The sequence below is a fragment of the Parahaliea mediterranea genome, assembly GCF_017255185.1.
Classification (GTDB): domain Bacteria; phylum Pseudomonadota; class Gammaproteobacteria; order Pseudomonadales; family Halieaceae; genus JAFKCZ01.
In genome coordinates this window covers 117,607-136,202 of record NZ_JAFKCZ010000010.1, presented here as the reverse complement: position 1 = coordinate 136,202, position 18,596 = coordinate 117,607, and the positions used below count along the sequence as shown (strand labels likewise).

Below are 18,596 nucleotides of genomic sequence, written 5' to 3'. Positions count from 1 at the left end.
ATATGAGTCGACTCAATGCGTTCGTCACCGGCACCGACACCGAGGTGGGCAAGACCGCCATCAGCTGCGCGCTGCTGCACGCCGCCGCCGCCCGCGGCCTGCGCACCGCGGCGGTGAAACCGCTGGCGGCGGGCTGCGATGCCGAGGGCCACAACGAGGACGCCCTGGCATTGCAGGCGGCGATGACCGAGGAGTTGCCCTACGCCCAGGTCAACCCGGTGGCCCTGGCGCCGTCGGTGGCGCCCCACATTGCCGCGCGGCAGGCGGGCAAGCGCCTGCAGGTGGGCCGCCTGGCCGGGCTGTGCCGGGGGGTGACCAGCGGTCCGGCGGATTTCGTGCTGATCGAGGGCGCCGGCGGCTGGCGGGTGCCGGTGAACGAGCGCGAGACCCTGGCGGACCTGGCCCGGGAGCTCGGTTTCGGCGTGATCCTGGTGGTGGGCATGCGCCTGGGCTGCATCAACCACGCCCTGCTCACCGCCGAGGCCATCCGCCGCGACGGCCTGCCCCTGCTGGGCTGGGTGGCCAACCAGGTGGGTGAACCCATGGCCTGCCACGCGGAAAACGTGGACACATTGCGGCGCTGGCTGCCGGCGCCGCTGTTGGGGGAGGTGCCCCGATTGACGCCTTTTGACCCGAAAAAGGCCTCCGACCTGCTTGATTTATCATTGATTTACGGTATGTAAGCGCTTACATCAAGCATTTCCGATCGCGCGCTTTATAACCGCGCTGCCCACGCGGCCACCCCGTTTCGCCTGAAAAAGATATTTGACTTCGGGTGTTTTTTCCGCAGAATGTGAACGCCGAACACATAGGCCCCTGCCCACGTCACGGCGCGCCACAAGTCACGCCCCGGTCACGCCAGAGCGGCCCAGCATTCAACCAGAGGTACCTACCATGCCCGAGTACAAAGCCCCCCTGCGGGACATGCAATTCGTGATGCACGAGCTGCTCGAATCCGAGAAGCTCTACCAGACCCTGCCCGGCTATGAAGACGCCACCGCCGACCTGATGAACGCCATCGTGGACGAGGGCGCCAAATTCGCCGAGAACGTGCTCTCGCCCCTGAACCAGAGCGGTGACGAAGAGGGCTGCACCTGGTCCCCCGAGGGCGTGAAGACCCCCGAGGGTTTCGCCGCCGCCTACCAGCAGTACGTGGAGGGCGGCTGGCCCGCGCTACCCGCCGACCCCACCTACGGCGGCCAGGGCATGCCCAGCTTCCTGGGCAGCATCATGAGCGAGATGATCGGCACCGCCAACTGGTCCTGGGGCATGTACCCGGGCCTGTCCCACGGCGCCGTCAACACCCTGGAGGCCCACGGCGACGAGGAGCAGAAACGCAAGTACCTCACCAAGCTGATTGAAGGCAGCTGGACCGGCACCATGTGCCTCACCGAGTCTCACTGCGGCTCCGACCTGGGCCTGCTGCGCACCAAGGCCGAGCCCCAGGCCGACGGCAGCTACGCCATCACCGGCAACAAGATCTTCATCAGCGCCGGCGAGCACGACATGGCGGAAAACATCGTGCACATCGTGCTGGCCCGCCTGCCCGACGCCCCCGAGGGCACCAAGGGCATCTCCCTGTTCATCGTGCCCAAGTTCAATGTGAACGACGACGGCAGCCTCGGCGAGCGCAACGCGGTGGACTGCGCTTCCATCGAGCACAAGATGGGCATCAAGGCCTCCGCCACCTGCGTGATGACCTTCGACGGCGCCAAAGGCTACCTGATCGGCCCGCCCAACAAGGGCCTGGCCTGCATGTTCACCTTTATGAACACCGCCCGTATCGGCACCGCCATCCAGGGCCTGGCCCACGGCGAGCTGTCCTACCAGGGCGCCCTGGCCTACGCCCGCGACCGCCTGGCCATGCGCAGCCTGAGCGGCCCCAAGAACCCCGACGGCCCCGCCGACCCGATCATCGTGCACGCCGACGTGCGCCGCATGCTGCTGACCCAGAAGGCCCTGGCCGAGGGCAGCCGCGCCTTTATCTACTTCCTGGCGCAGCAGGGCGATATCGTGCACGCCGGCGACGAGGAGCGCGCCAAAGCCGCCGACGACCTGCTGGCCTTCCTGACCCCGATCGCCAAGGCGTTTATCACCGAGACCGGCTTCGAGTCCGCCAACCTGGGCCTGCAGGTCTTCGGTGGCCACGGCTTCATCCGCGAGTGGGGCATGGAGCAGATCGTGCGCGACGCGCGCATCTCCACCCTCTACGAGGGCACCACCGGCATCCAGGCACTGGACCTGCTCGGCCGCAAGGTGCTGGGCTCCGGCGGCCAGTTGCTGATGAGCTTCACCGGCCTGATGGATGAATTCTGCGCCGCCCACACCGATGCCGCCGACGCGCCCTATATCGACGCGCTCAAGCAGTACAAGGACGAGTGGCTGGAGATGTCGATGAAGATCGGCGAGGCCGCGATGCAGAACCCCGACGAGGCCGGCGCCGCCGCGGTGGACTACCTGATGTACAGCGGCTACGTGACCCTGGCCTACTTCTGGGCGCGCATGGCCGTGCTGGCGCGGCAGAAGATCGCCGCCGCCGAGGGCGACACCTCGTTCTACGAGGCCAAGCTGATGACCGCGCGCTTCTACTTCGACCGCCTGCTGCCGCGCACCCAGGCCCACAAGCAGGTGCTGCTGTCCGGCGCCGACAACCTGATGCAGATGCCGGAGGAACTGTTCGCCATCTGACCGGGGCCGTCACCGCAGGTGACTTGCGAGCGCCGAAGGGGGACAATACCGGGGAGGTATTGTCCCTTTTTTTATCGCTATGGCAGAGAAACCCGTGAAAGCCGAAACCGCCAACGTCGATGTCGACGACGAAAACCGCCTCTACCCCGAGGACCAGGCCAAGGTAGATGCCTACCTCAAGCGCGGCGTGAACTCGGTGGAGCGCAAGCCCTTCAGGCCCCTGCGGCTGTTGATCATGCTGGTGGTGGTGGTCATGGGCCTGAGCCTGTTTAGCCAGGTGCTGGCCCGCTGGGCGGGAGTGTACTGAGTCGGGGTTCCGCCCGGGATTCCCGGGCGGACGCTGGCCATCAGGCCCGCCGCGCTAGGCGGCGGGTTTGGCGAAGCAGTACAGCCCACCGGTCAGCCACTCGCCGCGCTCCTTGCGCAGCTGGGTGGTTTCGAAGTGCAGCAGCTCCAGGCCCGCCGCGGTGGCCGCGGCGGCCACATAGTCGCGGCTGTGGGCGTAGCGCCCCGAGGGCAGCAGGTCGAAGTCGCCCTGCTCCAGGTGCTCCGTGGTGAGCAGCACGCGGCCGTTGGCCGCCATCCGCGGGGCGAGGTTGCGGAACAGGGGATGCAGGTCGCCGAGATACACCAGGGTGTCGCAACTCACGGCGAGGTCCCAGGACTCGTCGCGTTCCTTCAGCACCTTGAGAATGTCACCGGTCACCAACTCGGCGTATACGTCCTTTTTCTTAGCCTCGCGCAGCATGCGCGGCGAGAGGTCCACGCCGACAATGGACTCCGCCAGGTCGCCAAAGGCCTGGCCGGCCAGGCCGGTGCCACAACCGAGGTCGATTGCCCGCCCACCTGGTGCGGCGCCCATGTCGAGTTGCTCGCAGAGACGGCGTAATTGTGCGGGGGCCCCGTAGCCGAGACCCTCGGTGAGGTGCTGTTCAAAGCCGGCGGCGTAGTTGTCGAACATGCCGCGCACGTATTCCTCCGGCGCGCGGTCGCTGCGTTTGTGCCGCAGGGCATTGAAATGGTGGCGCGCCGTGGCGCAGCCGGGATCGAGCTCCAGTGCCCGTTTATAGTTTTCCGCCGCGGCGGTGACCTGGCCGATGGCATTCTCGGCGTTGGCCAGGCCGAGCAGGGCGTCGATGTCCCTGGGGTTGTCGTCCGCCAGGCGCTTGAAGCAGGCCGCGGCGCGGGTGTGGCGGCCCATGCTCAGGTAGGCGTTGCCCAGGCTGTGGCGGCAGCGGTGGAAGTCGTCGCGAATACCGAGGGCGTCCTGGTAGCACTCCAGCGCCTGGTCTGGCTGGCCCAGGTCGACATGGGTATTGCCCAGATTGTAGTGGGCCTCGGCGAAAAAGGGCCGCAGTTGCACGGCGTTGCGGTAGCTTTTGAGGGCGTTGTCGAACTGCCCCAGCTTGCGCTGGTTGTTGCCCAGGTTGTACCAGGCCTCGGGGTCCCGGGGGGTCATTTGCAGCAGGTGCTGGTAGCAGGCCTCGGCCTCGCGTGTGTGCCCCAGGTCGTTGTACACCGCCGCGAGATTGTTGAGCGCATCGCTAAAGTCCGGCTGCAACGCCAGGGCCCGGCGGTAGTGTTCCACCGCCTGCTCCGGCTTGCCCTGGCGCGTGCGCAGCACGCCCAGCAGGTTGAGCAGGGCCGGCTGGTCCGGGTGCCGCTTGGCGAGCTTGGTGGCCTCGGCGCAGGCGGCGTCCAGCTTGCCGCCGGAGGCCAGGCGCAGGACCCGTTCGAAATCCTGCCGGGTGAGCGCCGCGCCGTCGCGGGCCTGCAGGGCGCTGAGCGCCTTGCGAGCCTTTTTGTTCTGCGGGTAGCGGGCGATGATCTGCTCGTAGAGCCGTTTGGCGGTATCGACCTGCCCGCCCTTCGCCAATGCTTCCGCCCGCGCGAGGTCGCGATCGGCGGCGGGGTTGTGTTGTCTTGCCATGGGTACAGTTGCGCTGGGTAATTGGAACGCTACTGTACTTGCGAGCGCTCCACTAGTACAGCCCGAGGGGTGGGATGTGGCGGTCACCGCGCAGCGGTGACCGCCAGGGTCACGTGGTCGCTCAGAAATTGAAGCCCACGCCGAATACGTAGGCCCAGGCGCCGTCGTCGAAGGCGTCCTCGGCCTCGTCGCCGCTGTCGAAGAAGAACTGGTACTCCGCGCGGCCGAGGATGTAGGTGGAGTCGAGCACATAGTACTTCAGCCCGAATTCCAGGCCGGCAAAACCGCCGTCGTTCACCCCGTCGCCGTACACCGCGCCGAGGCTGCCGCCCACGAAGGGCCGCGCATTGCCGCCGCCGAAGTGGTAGTCCAGGTAGCCGCGAGTGCTGCCGTTCCAGAAGTCGTCGGACAGATCCTCCCCCGAGACGTCGGCGAAGGCCACGCTTTGCCGGATCCCCCACACCATATGGGATGAGGTGTACCAGCCCAGGTCGCCGGAGATGCCGAAGCTGCTGTTGTCGAAGTCTTTGTCGCTGGTGCCGGTGCCGGCGAGGGCAAATTCCCGGTCGCCGCTGTCTGGCTGTGCCAAACTCACGGGTGCCAGCAGGGCGGCACTCAGGCCCAGGGCGATGGTTCCTTGTTTGAGCTTCACCATGTTGTAACTCCTTACAACTGTCGGTTACATCGGCGTTGCGTACGGGAGTGCCGGGCCGGCACCCGCTTGGGTCGTGCTGGGGGAGGGAAGAGGGGGCGTTACCGATGTAACCGGAAAATTAGACGCATTTCCTCCTCCCCCTCAAGAACTGAGGTTAGCAGGCCCCCGGCGCTTCGCCAGCGCCATAATTCACACTGTCCGGACGGAATATCGACGCCGCTGGGACGTGCCAAAAGACCATAACAAAGCCCCGGCGCGGGGCGGGCTAGACGGGTATTTGTAAAACCGGGGCGGTCTGGTATAGTAGCGCCCCCTCGAAATCCTCGGTGTGTAGCGCAGCCTGGTAGCGCACTTCCTTCGGGAGGAAGGGGTCGGAGGTTCGAATCCTCTCACACCGACCAATAAAATCAATGACTTACGCCGCTTTGCGGTTTTCGGCGACAACCGGCGAAAACGTGGAATTCCAGCCGGGATTCCATGACGTACAGTGATTGTCTGTGCCCACCTCCCGGGTGGGCAGCAGGTTCCTCTTGCCCACTGCCGGCGTCTCCACACTCTAGCTCAAGCCAATTTCCCGATCTGCCTCACACCCTGCACCCGCAAGGCCCCAAATCGATCCCGTCATGGGATATAGTTCAGTCCACTTTTGTGAACGTAGAAAAGGCCGGCTGAGCGAGCGCATTGGCCGGAAACGTCAATACCAATGAGGGGTCGATGAACAACACCGAGCAACAATTCCTGAAGGCACTCGACGACAAACTCTGGAAGGCCGCCGACAAACTGCGCTCCAACCTGGACGCCGCCAACTACAAGCACGTGGTGCTAGGCCTGATTTTTCTCAAGTACGTCTCCGACGCCTTCGAGGAGCGCCAGGAAGCCCTCCTCGCCATGTTCCAGAGCGATAGCGACGACAATATCTACTACCTGCCCCGCGACGACTACGACAGCGACGAGGCTTACCAGCAGGCCCTGCAGGATGAGCTGGAAATCCTCGACTACTACCGCGAGGCCAATGTGTTCTGGGTGCCCAGGCCGGCCCGTTGGAACACCCTGAAGGAAAAGGCCGTCCTGCCGACGGGCACCGTGCTGTGGCAAGACGGTGCGGGCAATGAGGTCAAGCTGCGCTCGGTCTCCTGGCTGATCGACAACGCCCTGGAGGAAATCGAGAGAAGCAACGCCAAGCTCAAGGGCATCCTCAACCGCATCAGCCAGTACCAGCTCGACAACGACAAGCTGATCGGCCTGATCAACACCTTCTCCGATACGTCTTTTACCAGGCCTGTGTTTGATGGTGAGCCGCTGAACCTGCACAGCAAGGACATCCTCGGCCACGTGTACGAGTACTTCCTGGGTCAGTTCGCCCTGGCGGAAGGCAAACAGGGCGGCCAGTACTACACCCCCAAGAGCATCGTTACCCTGATCGTGGAGATGCTCGAACCCTATTCGGGCCGCGTGTACGACCCGGCCATGGGCTCCGGGGGCTTCTTCGTCTCCTCCGACAAGTTCATCGAGGAGCACGCGCGGGAGCAGCACTACGACGCCGCCGAACAAAAAAAGCACATCTCGGTCTACGGCCAGGAGTCTAACCCCACCACCTGGAAGCTGGCCGCCATGAACATGGCGATCCGCGGCATCGACTTTAATTTTGGCAAGAAGAACGCCGACACCTTCCTCAACGACCAACACCCGGACCTGCGCGCCGACTTCGTGATGGCCAACCCGCCCTTCAACATGAAGGACTGGTGGAGCGAATCCCTGGCCGACGATGCCCGCTGGCGCTACGGCACTCCGCCCAAGGGCAACGCCAACTTCGCCTGGATGCAGCACATGATCCACCACTTGGCGCCCACCGGCAGTATGGCCCTGCTGCTGGCCAACGGCTCCATGAGTTCCAACACTAACAATGAAGGCGAGATTCGCAGGCGCCTGGTGGAGGAGGACCTGGTGGAGTGCATGGTGGCCCTGCCCGGGCAGTTGTTTACCAATACTCAGATCCCGGCCTGTATCTGGTTCCTGACGAAAGACAAAGCCAACGGCGTGGTGCGCGACGCCAGGAAGCGCGATCGCCGCGGGGAGTTTCTGTTTATCGACGCCCGCAGCCTGGGCTATATGCGCGACCGGGTGCTGCGGGACTTCACCGACGAAGATATCGCTAGAATTGCAGATACGTTCCACACTTGGCAGGCATTATCTCGTCATTCCCACGAAAGCGGGAAATCAGCGTTTTATGAGGATATTTCCGGCTTCTGCAAGGCCGTTCATCTGGACGAAATCAAAAAACACGACTTTGTACTGACCCCGGGGCGCTATGTCGGTGCCGCTGAGCAGGAAGACGATGGCGAGCCCTTTGCCGAGAAAATGGCGCGGCTGACTGGACAATTGCGGGAGCAGTTTGCAGAGAGTAAGCGCCTAGAGGCAGAGATTAAGCGCAACCTTGGGGGGCTGGGATATGAGTGCTGACTGGCCCGTTGTTCGTCTTGGCGAATATTGCTTGAAGGTTGGTAGCGGAGCTACTCCAAAAGGTGGTAAGAGTGTTTATCTAGACTCCGGATGTATAGCGCTAATACGCAGCCAAAATATCTACAACGACGGATTTAAATCGAATGGGCTAGCTTATATCACAGCACAAGCGGCTGAAAAACTGAGTAATGTGGAAGTCCAATCAAATGATGTTCTCCTGAATATCACTGGCGACTCAGTAGCACGAGTTTGTTTGGCGCCTAACGAGCACTTACCGGCCAGAGTCAACCAACACGTTGCTATCATTCGTCCCGATCCTAAAGAGTTTGACGCAAGGTTCCTGCGCTACTTTCTCGCGTCCCCATATCAACAGGAGTTGCTACTGACCATCGCGAGTGCTGGTGCAACTCGGAACGCTCTCACAAAATCTCATATTGAGTCTCTGAAGGTTTGTAAGCCTGACCTACAAACTCAAAGACGCATCGCGGATCAGCTTCATGCACTAGAAAATAAGACTCAGCTAAATGGATCGATTAACCAAACCCTCGAAAAAATAGCCCAGGCTATCTTCAAAAGCTGGTTTGTCGATTTCGAGCCGGTCAAGGCCAAGATCGCGGCGCAGGAACGCTGGCTGGCCCTGCAACCCACGGCGGAATCTGCGTCCCCCGTCTGTGATGCCGGCGAAGCGGAACCGCTACCCGATCTGGATACCGCCATGAATCTGGCCGCCATGCAGGCCATTTCCGGCAAGGACGAAGCACAGCTTACCCGCTTTCAGATCGAACAGCCCGAGCAGTATGCGGAGCTTTTCGCAACCGCGGAGTTATTCCCCGCGGCGTTGCAGGATAGTGAGTTGGGAGAAATTCCAGAGGGATGGGTTGTTAGCCAAATCGGGGATGAAGTAGCGGTTGTCGGCGGTGGAACGCCATCCACGAAAAATGCAGCCTTCTGGGATGGTGGGAATATTCACTGGACGTCGCCCAAAGACTTGTCGGGCCTTGCAGATAAGGTTCTGATAGAAACTGAGCGCAAAATCACGGAAGCTGGATTGGCAAAAATCAGCTCTGGTCTATTGCCCATCGATACTGTCCTCATGTCATCTCGAGCACCCGTTGGATACCTCGCTTTGGCAAGGATTCCAGTTGCGGTTAATCAGGGATATATAGCAATGATATGCGGGAACACATTATCCCCTGAATTTGTCCTGCAGTGGTGCAATGCTTACATGGAAGAAATAAAGAGCCGTGCCAGTGGTACAACCTTTGCCGAAATCAGCAAAAAGAACTTCAGAATCATTCCTGTGGCGGTGCCTCCAGAAGAAATTGTCTTAAGCTATTCCAAAACAGCCTCTCAGTTGTATAAAAGTATTGAGAGTAATCTGCGGGAATCAGGTGCTCTCGAAGAAACTCGCGATATTTTGCTCCCCCGACTGCTTTCTGGTGAACTTTCCGTACCTGATTCTGAAACCCAAGTATCTGAGCCTGAAGCAGCCGCCCATGTTTAAAATCGACCCCACCACCAACCGCATCAACCCCCTGGAAGCCAAACGCTTCACCGACCTCGGCTTCAGCGAGCGCAAACACCTGCAGGAATGGTTGGAAAACTACCCCCAGGCCCTGGCCCAGGGCGACGGTGAGGAACTGCTGATCATCCAGAAGGAATTCGACGGCTTCGATGACACCCGCGAGCGGCTGGACCTGCTGGCCATCGACAAGGACGGCAACCTGGTCATCATCGAGAATAAGCTCGATGACACGGGCCGGGACGTGGTCTGGCAGGCGCTCAAGTACGCGGGTTACTGCGCGAATCTCAGCAAGTCCCAGGTGGTCGATATCTACCAGCGCTACCTCAATCAGAAGGCTCAGGAAAGCGGCGAGCCCGCCGCCAGCGCCGCCGACAACCTGGTGGAATTTCTGGAAGTGGACGGCCTGGAGGCGGCCCAGATCAATCGTATCAAGACCCAGCGCCTGATCTTCGTTGCTGCCCGCTACCGCAAGGAGGTGACCAACACCGTGCTCTGGCTCAGCCAGTTCGGCATCGCTTGCCAGTGCTTCAAGGTGACGCCTTACCAGGCAGGTGCGGAGCTGTTCCTGAATGTGGAGCAGATCATCCCCACCCCGGAATCCACCGAGTTCATGATCGGCATGGTGGCCAAGGAGAGCGAAGAGAAGAGCGCCGATACCGAGGAAAAGCACCGCCATACCCTGCGCCTGGCATTCTGGGAACAGGCGCTGGAGGCCTTCAGCCAGAGTGCCTGTAGCCTCTACAACAACATCAGCCCGGCCAAGGATCACTGGCTGAGTGCGGGCTCGGGGCTTCGGTCTATGCCCTACAACCTGATTTTCGGGAAAACAGAGGTGCGTGTGGAGTTTTCAATGCAGCGCTCTGAGGCAGAAGTGAACGCCTTTGTTTTTGAGCAGCTGCTGGCTGAGAAGGAGGTGATACAGGAAACGTTTGGGGCTGAACTGGTATGGCTTCCCCTTCCCAATAAAAAAGCGTGCCGCATCCAGTATTCCAAGCCTGTAGACGGATACGACAAGGCGAATTGGCCTGAGATTATCCAGTGGATGATCGTGCACATGACGAAGCTGGAACTGGCGCTGCGCGACCACCTGAAATCCATCAACCAGGGGCTCAAGCAGGCGTCACTCCCTGCCATCGAGGCCGCCAATGGTTGAACAGCAAGTCCACCTCTTCACCTCTCCCGATGGCGAGGCCCAGCTGGAGGTGGCGCTGGATGAGGATACGGCTTGGCTCAGCCTGGACCAGATGGCAGCCCTGTTTGGCCGTGATAAGTCCGTGGTTTCCCGCCATATCCGCAATGTGTTCAAAGAGGGGGAGCTTGTGCGAGATTCAGTTGTTGCAAAAAATGCAACAACTGCCGCCGACGGCAAAACCTACCAAGTCGACTACTTCAACCTGGACGTTATCATCTCCGTCGGCTACCGGGTCAAGTCCCAGCGCGGTGTCCAGTTTCGCCAGTGGGCCACACGAATTCTGAAAGATCACCTGGTTCAGGGCTATACCCTCAACCAGCGGCGTCTGGCCGAGCGCGGGGTCGAATTCGAGCAAGCAGTTAACCTGCTCAGCCGAACCCTTGCAAACCAGGGTCTGGTGTCCGCCGAGGGCGAGGCGGTGGCCGCGGTGATCAGTGAGTATGCCCGCTCCTGGAGCCTGTTGCAGGGCTACGACCAACAGAAGCTGGACGAAGTGGGAGCCAGGCAGGCAGACATGCTCGGCCTGGCGCTGGACGAGGCCCTGGAGGCCATCAGCGAGCTCAAGCAGGCCCTGATCGCCAAGGGTGAGGCCACGGCGCTGTTCGGCCAGTTGCGCGGCGAGGGGCTGGCGTCGGCCCTCGCCACCATCGAGCAGGGTTTCGGCGACGAGCTGTTCTACCCCAACGTCGCCAGCCGGGCCGCACACCTGCTGTACTTCGTGATCAAGAATCACCCGCTGGCAGATGGGAACAAGCGCTGCGGCTCCTTCCTGTTCCTGTGGTACCTGCGGCGCAACCAGGCCCTGCTGGCCAGGCCGGTGGAGCAGCTGATTAACGACAATACCCTGGTGGCGCTGGCCTTGCTGGTGGCGGAGAGCCTGCCAGAGCAGAAGGATCTGATGATCCGGCTGATTGAGCACTTCATCCTGCTCGAGGAGCCGGTGGCGGAAAAGGACTGAGGCATGACGGAAGACGAATTGGAGCAGCGCTGCCTGGCATGGTTTGCAGAGGGGGGCTGGGAAGTGGCCCACGGGCCAGACCTGGCGCCGGATGGGCCGGCACCGGAGCGTTCGGACTACCGTCAGGTGCTGCTGATCGCCGACCTGGAGGCCGCTGTCCGTCGCCTCAATCCGCACCTGCCAGAGGCTGCGATAGAGCAGGTGATCGCCCACGTGAGCAAGCCGGGAAGTCTGGATACGGTGGTCAGTAACCGTGCTTTCCACCACCTGCTGCTGGATGGCGTGCCGGTGGAGTACAAACGTGACGATAAGGTCGTCCACGATCATGCCCTGCTGGTCGACTTCAACCAGCTGGCGTCCAATCGCTTCCGCGCCATCAACCAGTTCACCCTCGAAGGCAGCAAGCAATTGCGCCGGCCCGATGTTGTCTGCTTTATCAACGGCTTGCCCCTGGCCGTCATCGAGTTGAAGAGCCCCACCGCCGAGAACGTCGATATCTGGGACGCTTTCAACCAGATCCAGACCTACAAGGACGAGGTGGCCGATCTGTTCGTCTACAACGAGGCCCTGGTGGTCAGTGACGGCTATAACGCCCGCGTCGGCTCCCTGACCGCCAACCAGGAGCGTTTCATGCCCTGGCGCACCCTCCGGCACGAGGATGACAAGCCACTGCTGGAGTGGCAGCTGGAAACCCTGGTGCGCGGCTTTTTCGACCGCGAGCTGCTGCTGGATTACATCCGTCACTTTGTGATCTTCGAAACGGATTCCGAGCAGTTGATCAAGAAGATCGCCGGCTACCACCAGTTCCACGCGGTGCGCGAGGCGGTGCGGGCGACAGTGATTGCCGCTGCGCCGCCAGCAGGTGTCGAAAACCAGCGTGCCACGTATGCCAACGAGATGGTGCCGGGCAGCAAGAAGGCCGGTGTGGTCTGGCACACCCAGGGCTCGGGCAAAAGTATTTCCATGTGCTGCTACGCGGGCAAATTGTTGCAGCAAGCGGAGATGAACAATCCCACGTTGATCGTGGTCACCGACCGCAACGACCTGGATGGCCAGCTGTTTACCACCTTCAGCGCCGCAAAAGACCTGTTAAAGCAGGAGCCTGTGCAGGCCAATGACCGGGACGCCCTGCGCCGCCTGCTGGCCGAACGGGCGTCTGGCGGCATCATCTTTACCACTGTGCAAAAATTCGCGCTGCTGGAGGGCGAGGGCGGGCACCCCGTCCTCAACAGCCGCCACAACTTGGTGGTGATTTCCGACGAAGCCCACCGCAGCCAATATGGCCTGAAAGCGACGCTCAAGCAGGACGGCACCTACAAATTCGGCTACGCCAAACACATGCGCGACGCGCTGCCCAACGCCGCTTTTATCGGTTTTACCGGCACGCCCATTGCCAATGAGGACAAGGATACCCGCGCCGTATTCGGCGACTACGTCTCTATCTATGACATCCAGGATGCCGTGGACGATGGCGCCACTGTACCCATTTACTACGAGTCCCGCCTGGCCAGGCTGGATATCAACCGGGAGGCCATCGAGGAGCTGTCCGACCAGGTGGAGGAAGTGGTCGAGGACGAGGAGGACGTCAACGCGCGGGAGAGAACCAAGGGGGAGTGGAGCCGGCTGGAAAAGCTGGTGGGTGCCAGCCCGCGCCTGAAACAGGTGGCGGAGGATCTGGTCGAGCACTTCGAATCGCGCACCGACGTGATGGAAGGCAAGGCCATGGTTGTGGCCATGAGCCGGGAGATCTGTGTCCACCTGTACAACGAAATCGTCGCCTTGCGGCCCGACTGGCACGACGCGGACCCGGAGAAGGGGGCCATTAAAATCGTGATGACGGGCTCGGCCTCCGATCGCCCCTTGCTGCAGCCGCACATCTACAACAAGAAAACCCGGAAGCGGCTGGAGAAGCGTTTCAAGGACGTGGCTGACCCCCTCAGGCTGGTGATCGTCCGCGATATGTGGCTAACCGGCTTCGACGCGCCCTGCTGCCACACCATGTATGTGGACAAGCCCATGAAGGGTCACAACCTGATGCAGGCTATCGCCCGCGTCAACCGGGTATTCAAGAACAAGCCGGGCGGCCTGGTGGTGGACTACATCGGTATCGCCAATGAACTGAAACAGGCCCTGAAAACCTACAGCGACGCCAAGGGCAGGGGGGAACCCACCCACAATGCCGAGGAGGCCTACGCCGTCCTGCTGGAGAAGCTGGATATCATCCACGGCCTGTTCGCCAAGGGAACGCTGGGGGCGGGTTTTGACTACTCGGGCTTCGAAGATAGCCCCAACGCCCTGTTGATCCCTTGCGCTAACTACATCCTCGGACTCCAGGACGGCAAGAAACGCTTCCTGGACACTGTGCTGGCCATGAACAAGGCCTACTCCCTGTGTAGCACGCTCGATCAGGCTCGGGCCTACCATAAGGAGCTTGCATTCCTGTCGGCGGTTAAGGCAGCCATCACCAAGCACACCAGCGTCGACAGGAAATTGACCCAGGAGGAGAAGAACTCCGCCCTGAAGCAGATACTGGACAATGCCCTGGTGGGCGAGGGGGTCACCGACGTCTTTGCCCTGTGCGGTCTCGACAAGCCCAACATCGGGCTGTTGTCCGACGAGTTCCTGGAAGACGTGCGTCAGATGCCCTACAAGAACTTCGCGGTGGAGCTGCTGGAGAAGCTGCTCAAGGACGATATCCGGTCAAGGACCCGCAACAACGTGGTGCAGGAGAAAAAGTACGCAGATCGCTTGCAGGAGACCCTGCGCAAGTACAACAACCGGGGCATCGAGACGGCCCAGGTCATCGAAGAGCTGATCGCGATGGCCAAGCAGTTCCAGGCCGAACTGGAGCGGGATGTTGCCTTGGGGCTCAGCCCGGATGAGATCGCGTTCTACGATGCCCTGGCCAACAACGAGAGCGCGGTCCGTGAGCTGGGTGACGAGACCCTGAAGAAGATCGCGGTGGAGATCACCGAAAAGCTTCGGAAGTCGACTACGGTGGACTGGCAGGTGCGGGAGAGCGTGCGGGCCAAGCTGCGGATTCTGGTGCGCAGGACGCTACGACGTTACAAGTACCCGCCTGATCAGGAACTAGCGGCTGTCGAGCTGGTGTTGCAGCAGGCGGAGGTGTTGTCCAGACAGTGGAGCATGTGAGCCTACGTTTATACACCCGTGTTGCCCTCTGATTTTTTGCCGCTGATTCTATTGTTTTGACGCAAAATAGCATAATATCCCTAAAAATCGCGCATATCACACGCTGGCAGCAATAAATAGGAAGTTTTTATGTTCGGCGCCAATTTTTATCCATCTACGTCCGTTTGCTGGATACAGAGCACCGATAGGGCCCCATGAGAGAGAAGGCAGGTTACAGCTGGCTCATTGAGCAATACCAGCTACCCGTGATCGGTCTGTGGCAGCACTGTTATATCGACAGTGCGACCAAGGGACGCCAGAGCCAGGACCTGGGCGAGCACCAGGTGCAACTGTTTGCCCCCAACTACCAGCCGCCCGCGGAAGCGTCTGCCCACCTACAGTTTGCCCTGCGGTACGAGGGCTTGAACCTGCAAGCGCTCAGCCTGTTGTTTGATCAGCTTCCACCCGGTGTGCTCTGTGATTGGATTCTCCAGAACCCCACTTCCGCCTACGCCCGGCGCGGTTGCTTCCTGTATGAATGGATAACAGGGCTGCTCCTCCCTGTCGATGATCCCGTCCCGCCAAAGGCAAAGTACGTCGACATTGTGGATCCAGAGCAGGAGTTTACGTCAGGTAGGGGGGCAAAGGTTCCTCGCTTCAGGGTGAATAACAACCTCCCCGGCACGCCCGCATTTTGCCCCATGGTTCGCAAGACCGATAAGTTGAAAACCATGGTGAACAAAGACCTGCGTCATCGAACCCGGAAAGCACTGGCGCGTTACGATCAGGACCTGCTGCGCCGTGCGGCTGCTTTCCTCTATCTGAAAGAGACGCAATCCTCCTTTGAGGTAGAGAGGGAAATGCCCTCCCCCGACCGGGCCCAGCGCTTCGCCGACTTGCTGCGCCAGGCCGACACCGGGGAGTCCCTGACCGAGCAGCGCCTGCTGGAATTGCAAAATGCCATCATCGATCCTCGCTTCCATGAGTTTGGTTGGCGCCATCAGCAGAACTGGATCGGTGAAGACCTGGGCTATCGCCAGCGAGTCGAGTTTGTGCCCGCAAGGCCTGAGGACCTGCAGGGCCTAATGCAGGGACTGTTGGATACCGCGGCCAAAGCCCGCGCAGCTGGCTTGGAAGACGACACAGGAGCGCTCCCTTTCGATCCGGTTGTGTATGCCGCGGTCATTGCCTTTGGTTTCGTATTTATTCATCCTTTTATGGATGGTAACGGCCGAATCCACCGATACCTGATCCACGAGGTACTGGCCAATGCGGGCTTCACCCCCAGGGGTATTGTCTTGCCGGTCTCGGCAGTAATACTGGCAAATCTGGATGAGTATGTGGCGGTGCTGCAGGCCTTCTCCGGACCACTGCGGGCCCGCACCCAATACACCCCGGCAACCCCGGAGCTGCCGGCCACTGGTAATGATGCCGTGTATTTCCGCTTCTTTGATGCCACTCCCCAGGCAGAATTCCTCTACCGGGCCCTGGAGCGCACCTTAGAGGAAGACTTACAGCAGGAAATTGACTTCCTGCTGGGCTTCGACAAGGCCAGGAAGGAGTTGAATAACCTGCTCGACTGGCCGCGTCACGATCTCGACCTGTTCATCCGGGTAGTCCATCAAAACGGCGGCGAGCTGTCCGCGAACAAGCGCAAAAGCCACTTCAACTGGATGCGGGAGGAGGAGATATCTGAAGCCCAAATCATCGTGGCCCAGGCCTTTGCCAATCTTCCAGGCCGCAAAACTGCAGATCCCGGGGATTCGAAAAGATGATTGCTGCGCTGCTCACAGCCTTTGTGGGAGAGCTCAATTTGACACTGTGCCGTGCTGCCGGATTAATTTAACGCTGTAGGTTCAGCATGTGCTCAAAGGTCGCGCCTGGCTGTAGGCGCCAAGGCGGTAGTAGTTCAGGTATTGAAGGTAGTGTCTGGCGCTGTCGGGATCGGCAACAGCCAAGCCCGCACTATCGGCGGTCCAGCTGTTCGTTGTAGGAGAAAGTGGGCGTCAAAGCGCATGCCTATGTTGCCAAAGAACTGGCGATCTCGAAAAAAGTAACCCCCCATGGTGCGCATCGTTGAGAGGCGTGGAGGGTGTTGTTTGGGGCAATTGTAGCGCTTGGCACTGCACTGTCCAGTGCAGTGAAAACGTTTAATTCTGTCTTCTTGGTGTCCACCAATCCATGTGGAACTAGTGTCATTGTGATTGCCGAAAGCTACAGAATATAGGTGGAGCTGCTACTCCATGTCTTGCTTCGGTGCGAGCACCAATAAATTGTTTTCGCCCGCCAACTCATTTAGCTGTGAAAGCTCGCCCTCCAATTCTGACGGTATAATCTCGTTATCTGCGTAGAATTTGTACTGAGTTTCGTAGCCTTCCAAAACATTTTTACGCTTCACCAGACTGTCCATCATCTCGACGAAGTGCTGCTGTTCAAACTTCTCTTGATTTGACCGGAAAGGCCAGGAAAATCTGTTTGTGGAGAGAGATTGCTTTCTCAGTTCATCCATGTGCTCCAGGCCGATGCTTGAATCTGTTGCAAAATCCATCCACTCGATGAGTTTTGCTGTAGGTATGTTCTCAGCGTATTCATTGCCGAGGAATCTCACTGCATCACCCCGCAAAATTTTTGAATTGGCAATCTCGCGACTGTTGCTAAGCCATTGCTCCTTGCCCTGGGTGAGCTCTGTGAGCGCGTTATCGAACATCCCCAGTTCGGCGCTGCACCTCGCCTTGAGTAAGAAAGCGGCGCAGTAAAAGTGTTGATGTGAAATTGAGTTCAGCAGGGAAGCGTCCTGGGTGTTTTCCCACTCGTGTAGATACTGCATGGCAATTTGGCCGACTTTCGTGCGGTGGTTATGCAGTATCTGATTCCGGTTTACAGGGTCTGAGGGTAGCGCCGCCAAGTCCTGCGCGGCATCCATTAGTGCCGCATGGCGCTCTGAGTCGAGGAATCGTTTAATCCACTCGACATCCCTACCCACCTGCTGGAGGCGCCGGTCCACTTTCTTGAGGCTACTGTGCAGTACTGCGAAGCTGGCCGTACTCACGGCAAGCGTTAAGCCCGACATAGCCATTGTCGCCGTGCTTACAGCGAGGATCTGTTCGCTTAGCTGTTTCAGGTTGTGAAGCTGGTAGGTATTGAAAATATCAAACGGCGCGCTCAACAGCCCGAGGGGGTCCAGCGGGATCGGGGATCCGGGTGCATTGACGAGGTGTCGCACTATTTGGCCGGCGGAATTGCGAATTACACCACCGTGGAGCGAGTATTCCTGTGTTGCGAGCCCGGCGAGTACTGAGCTTGGTATAGAGCGCTCTACAGTCAGTAACCCGCCTAGTATGTCCATCCCGGCTCTCCAGCCACCAACTATTTTTTATTGTCAGTTACTTTACAGCGCTACTTCACTTACGCCAAATTCCACTTCAAATCCAAATTCTGATCCAGCCACAACGACTCCAGCGCATACAAAATCCGCGTCAACTCCGACGGCGGATTCAGCCGCCCGTCGTCGCCGAAAATTTCGGGGAAGTGGAAAGCGAAGCGGGTGTTGTCGTCGTAGCGGCGCACCAGCACCGCGGGCAGGCTGACGCTGGTGTGCTCGAAGCCCAGGTGGATGGTGGCCTGCATGCCGGGTTCGCCGTCCAACTCTTCGGAGAAGACGCGGATGCCGGTGATGCTGAGGTCGGCGGGGGTGACGGGGATGCGCTCGCCCTCGGCTTCCACCACCACGCGGATCTGGGCGAAGTCGCCGGTTTTGAGCTGGCCCAGGTCGAGGCGGAAGCCGGTGCGGCGGTTGGACAGGGATTCCTTGTGGGCGCGGATGAACTCCATGATCACCGAGAAGTCCTCCACCGGCACTTCCGCCCGGGCGGGGCTGTCGCCGCCGATTTCGAACAGCAGTTTGTCTTCGGCGGCGTGGATGGCCAGGTTGCCTGATTGGATACGTTTCATAGTTTGCCGGGTGTCGGTGCTGCAGTTGAGCCCGACTTATAGAGCAATGGCGGAGCTATTGGAACAGGTTGGAGCGGGCGCTGCCCCAAATTGGGAAGCCAGTCA

At 60.2% G+C, this 18,596-nt stretch carries 13 protein-coding genes and 1 tRNA gene; 10 read left to right on the top strand and 4 right to left on the bottom strand.

The features are described 5' to 3' along the window. The first annotated feature begins 2 nt into the window (after positions 1-2). The 3 genes from bioD (at position 3) to JYP50_RS14795 (ending at position 2,995) form a co-directional block, all read left to right on the top strand. The gene (gene bioD, locus JYP50_RS14805) at positions 3-683 is read left to right on the top strand and encodes a dethiobiotin synthase (protein WP_206561321.1); all 681 of its coding nucleotides are present in this window, start codon (positions 3-5) and stop codon (positions 681-683) included. 211 nt (positions 684-894) lie between these two features. Further along, a complete protein-coding gene (locus JYP50_RS14800; RefSeq protein WP_206561320.1) occupies positions 895-2,688 on the top strand; it encodes an acyl-CoA dehydrogenase C-terminal domain-containing protein in 1,794 nt (597 codons plus the stop codon). Between the two features lie 79 nt (positions 2,689-2,767). Then, the gene (locus JYP50_RS14795; protein WP_206561319.1) at positions 2,768-2,995 is read left to right on the top strand and encodes a DUF3094 family protein; all 228 of its coding nucleotides are present in this window, start codon (positions 2,768-2,770) and stop codon (positions 2,993-2,995) included. Between the two features lie 54 nt (positions 2,996-3,049). Here JYP50_RS14795 and JYP50_RS14790 read toward each other — a convergent pair whose 3' ends face one another. Together JYP50_RS14790 and JYP50_RS14785 are read right to left on the bottom strand one after the other, a co-directional pair. Beyond that, positions 3,050-4,618, bottom strand: a complete 1,569-nt coding sequence (locus JYP50_RS14790; RefSeq protein ID WP_206561318.1) for a tetratricopeptide repeat protein — start codon at positions 4,616-4,618, stop codon at positions 3,050-3,052. A 121-nt stretch (positions 4,619-4,739) separates the two neighbouring features. Further along, positions 4,740-5,273 carry a hypothetical protein gene (locus tag JYP50_RS14785; RefSeq protein ID WP_206561317.1) on the bottom strand — a complete coding sequence of 178 codons (534 nt, stop codon included), beginning with the start codon at positions 5,271-5,273 and terminating at the stop codon, positions 4,740-4,742. A 324-nt stretch (positions 5,274-5,597) separates the two neighbouring features. Between JYP50_RS14785 and JYP50_RS14780 the strand changes: the two genes are divergently transcribed. From JYP50_RS14780 to JYP50_RS14750, 7 genes are all read left to right on the top strand, one after another. Beyond that, positions 5,598-5,674 (top strand) — tRNA-Pro (locus JYP50_RS14780). 313 nt (positions 5,675-5,987) lie between these two features. Next, entirely contained in the window at positions 5,988-7,733 is a 1,746-nt protein-coding gene (locus JYP50_RS14775; protein WP_206561316.1) for a type I restriction-modification system subunit M, read from the top strand. After that, entirely contained in the window at positions 7,723-9,237 is a 1,515-nt protein-coding gene (locus JYP50_RS14770; RefSeq protein WP_206561315.1) for a restriction endonuclease subunit S, read from the top strand. Before JYP50_RS14775 ends, JYP50_RS14770 begins: the two co-directional genes overlap by 11 nt. Then, a complete protein-coding gene (locus JYP50_RS14765; protein WP_206561314.1) occupies positions 9,230-10,411 on the top strand; it encodes a DUF4268 domain-containing protein in 1,182 nt (393 codons plus the stop codon). Before JYP50_RS14770 ends, JYP50_RS14765 begins: the two co-directional genes overlap by 8 nt. Further along, positions 10,404-11,408, top strand: a complete 1,005-nt coding sequence (gene rhuM / locus JYP50_RS14760; RefSeq protein ID WP_206561313.1) for a RhuM family protein — start codon at positions 10,404-10,406, stop codon at positions 11,406-11,408. The genes JYP50_RS14765 and rhuM overlap by 8 nt, the downstream gene beginning before the upstream one ends. Before the next feature lie 3 nt (positions 11,409-11,411). Continuing rightward, the gene (locus JYP50_RS14755; RefSeq protein WP_206561312.1) at positions 11,412-14,561 is read left to right on the top strand and encodes a type I restriction endonuclease subunit R; all 3,150 of its coding nucleotides are present in this window, start codon (positions 11,412-11,414) and stop codon (positions 14,559-14,561) included. A 194-nt stretch (positions 14,562-14,755) separates the two neighbouring features. Further along, positions 14,756-16,315, top strand: a complete 1,560-nt coding sequence (locus JYP50_RS14750) for a Fic family protein (protein ID WP_206561311.1) — start codon at positions 14,756-14,758, stop codon at positions 16,313-16,315. 461 nt (positions 16,316-16,776) lie between these two features. Here JYP50_RS14750 and JYP50_RS14745 read toward each other — a convergent pair whose 3' ends face one another. Both JYP50_RS14745 and JYP50_RS14740 read right to left on the bottom strand, forming a co-directional pair. Continuing rightward, on the bottom strand, positions 16,777-17,886 hold the full coding sequence (locus tag JYP50_RS14745; RefSeq protein ID WP_206561310.1) for a hypothetical protein: 1,110 nt from the start codon (positions 17,884-17,886) through the stop codon (positions 16,777-16,779). 59 nt (positions 17,887-17,945) lie between these two features. Then, on the bottom strand, positions 17,946-18,491 hold the full coding sequence (locus tag JYP50_RS14740) for a PilZ domain-containing protein (protein ID WP_206561309.1): 546 nt from the start codon (positions 18,489-18,491) through the stop codon (positions 17,946-17,948). Between the last annotated feature and the right edge of the window lie 105 nt (positions 18,492-18,596).

Excerpts from the sequence above, each read along its gene's own strand:
- JYP50_RS14800 (WP_206561320.1), top strand. The coding sequence starts at position 895 with ATGCCCGAGTACAAAGCCCCCCTGCGGGACATGCAATTCGTGATGCAC.
- JYP50_RS14790 (WP_206561318.1), bottom strand. The coding sequence starts at position 4,618 with ATGGCAAGACAACACAACCCCGCCGCCGATCGCGACCTCGCGCGGGCG.
- JYP50_RS14745 (WP_206561310.1), bottom strand. The coding sequence starts at position 17,886 with ATGGACATACTAGGCGGGTTACTGACTGTAGAGCGCTCTATACCAAGC.
- bioD (WP_206561321.1), top strand. The coding sequence starts at position 3 with ATGAGTCGACTCAATGCGTTCGTCACCGGCACCGACACCGAGGTGGGC.
- JYP50_RS14785 (WP_206561317.1), bottom strand. The coding sequence starts at position 5,273 with ATGGTGAAGCTCAAACAAGGAACCATCGCCCTGGGCCTGAGTGCCGCC.
- JYP50_RS14795 (WP_206561319.1), top strand. The coding sequence starts at position 2,768 with ATGGCAGAGAAACCCGTGAAAGCCGAAACCGCCAACGTCGATGTCGAC.
- JYP50_RS14740 (WP_206561309.1), bottom strand. The coding sequence starts at position 18,491 with ATGAAACGTATCCAATCAGGCAACCTGGCCATCCACGCCGCCGAAGAC.
- rhuM (WP_206561313.1), top strand. The coding sequence starts at position 10,404 with ATGGTTGAACAGCAAGTCCACCTCTTCACCTCTCCCGATGGCGAGGCC.
- JYP50_RS14755 (WP_206561312.1), top strand. The coding sequence starts at position 11,412 with ATGACGGAAGACGAATTGGAGCAGCGCTGCCTGGCATGGTTTGCAGAG.
- JYP50_RS14750 (WP_206561311.1), top strand. The coding sequence starts at position 14,756 with ATGAGAGAGAAGGCAGGTTACAGCTGGCTCATTGAGCAATACCAGCTA.
- JYP50_RS14775 (WP_206561316.1), top strand. The coding sequence starts at position 5,988 with ATGAACAACACCGAGCAACAATTCCTGAAGGCACTCGACGACAAACTC.
- JYP50_RS14765 (WP_206561314.1), top strand. The coding sequence starts at position 9,230 with ATGTTTAAAATCGACCCCACCACCAACCGCATCAACCCCCTGGAAGCC.
- JYP50_RS14770 (WP_206561315.1), top strand. The coding sequence starts at position 7,723 with ATGAGTGCTGACTGGCCCGTTGTTCGTCTTGGCGAATATTGCTTGAAG.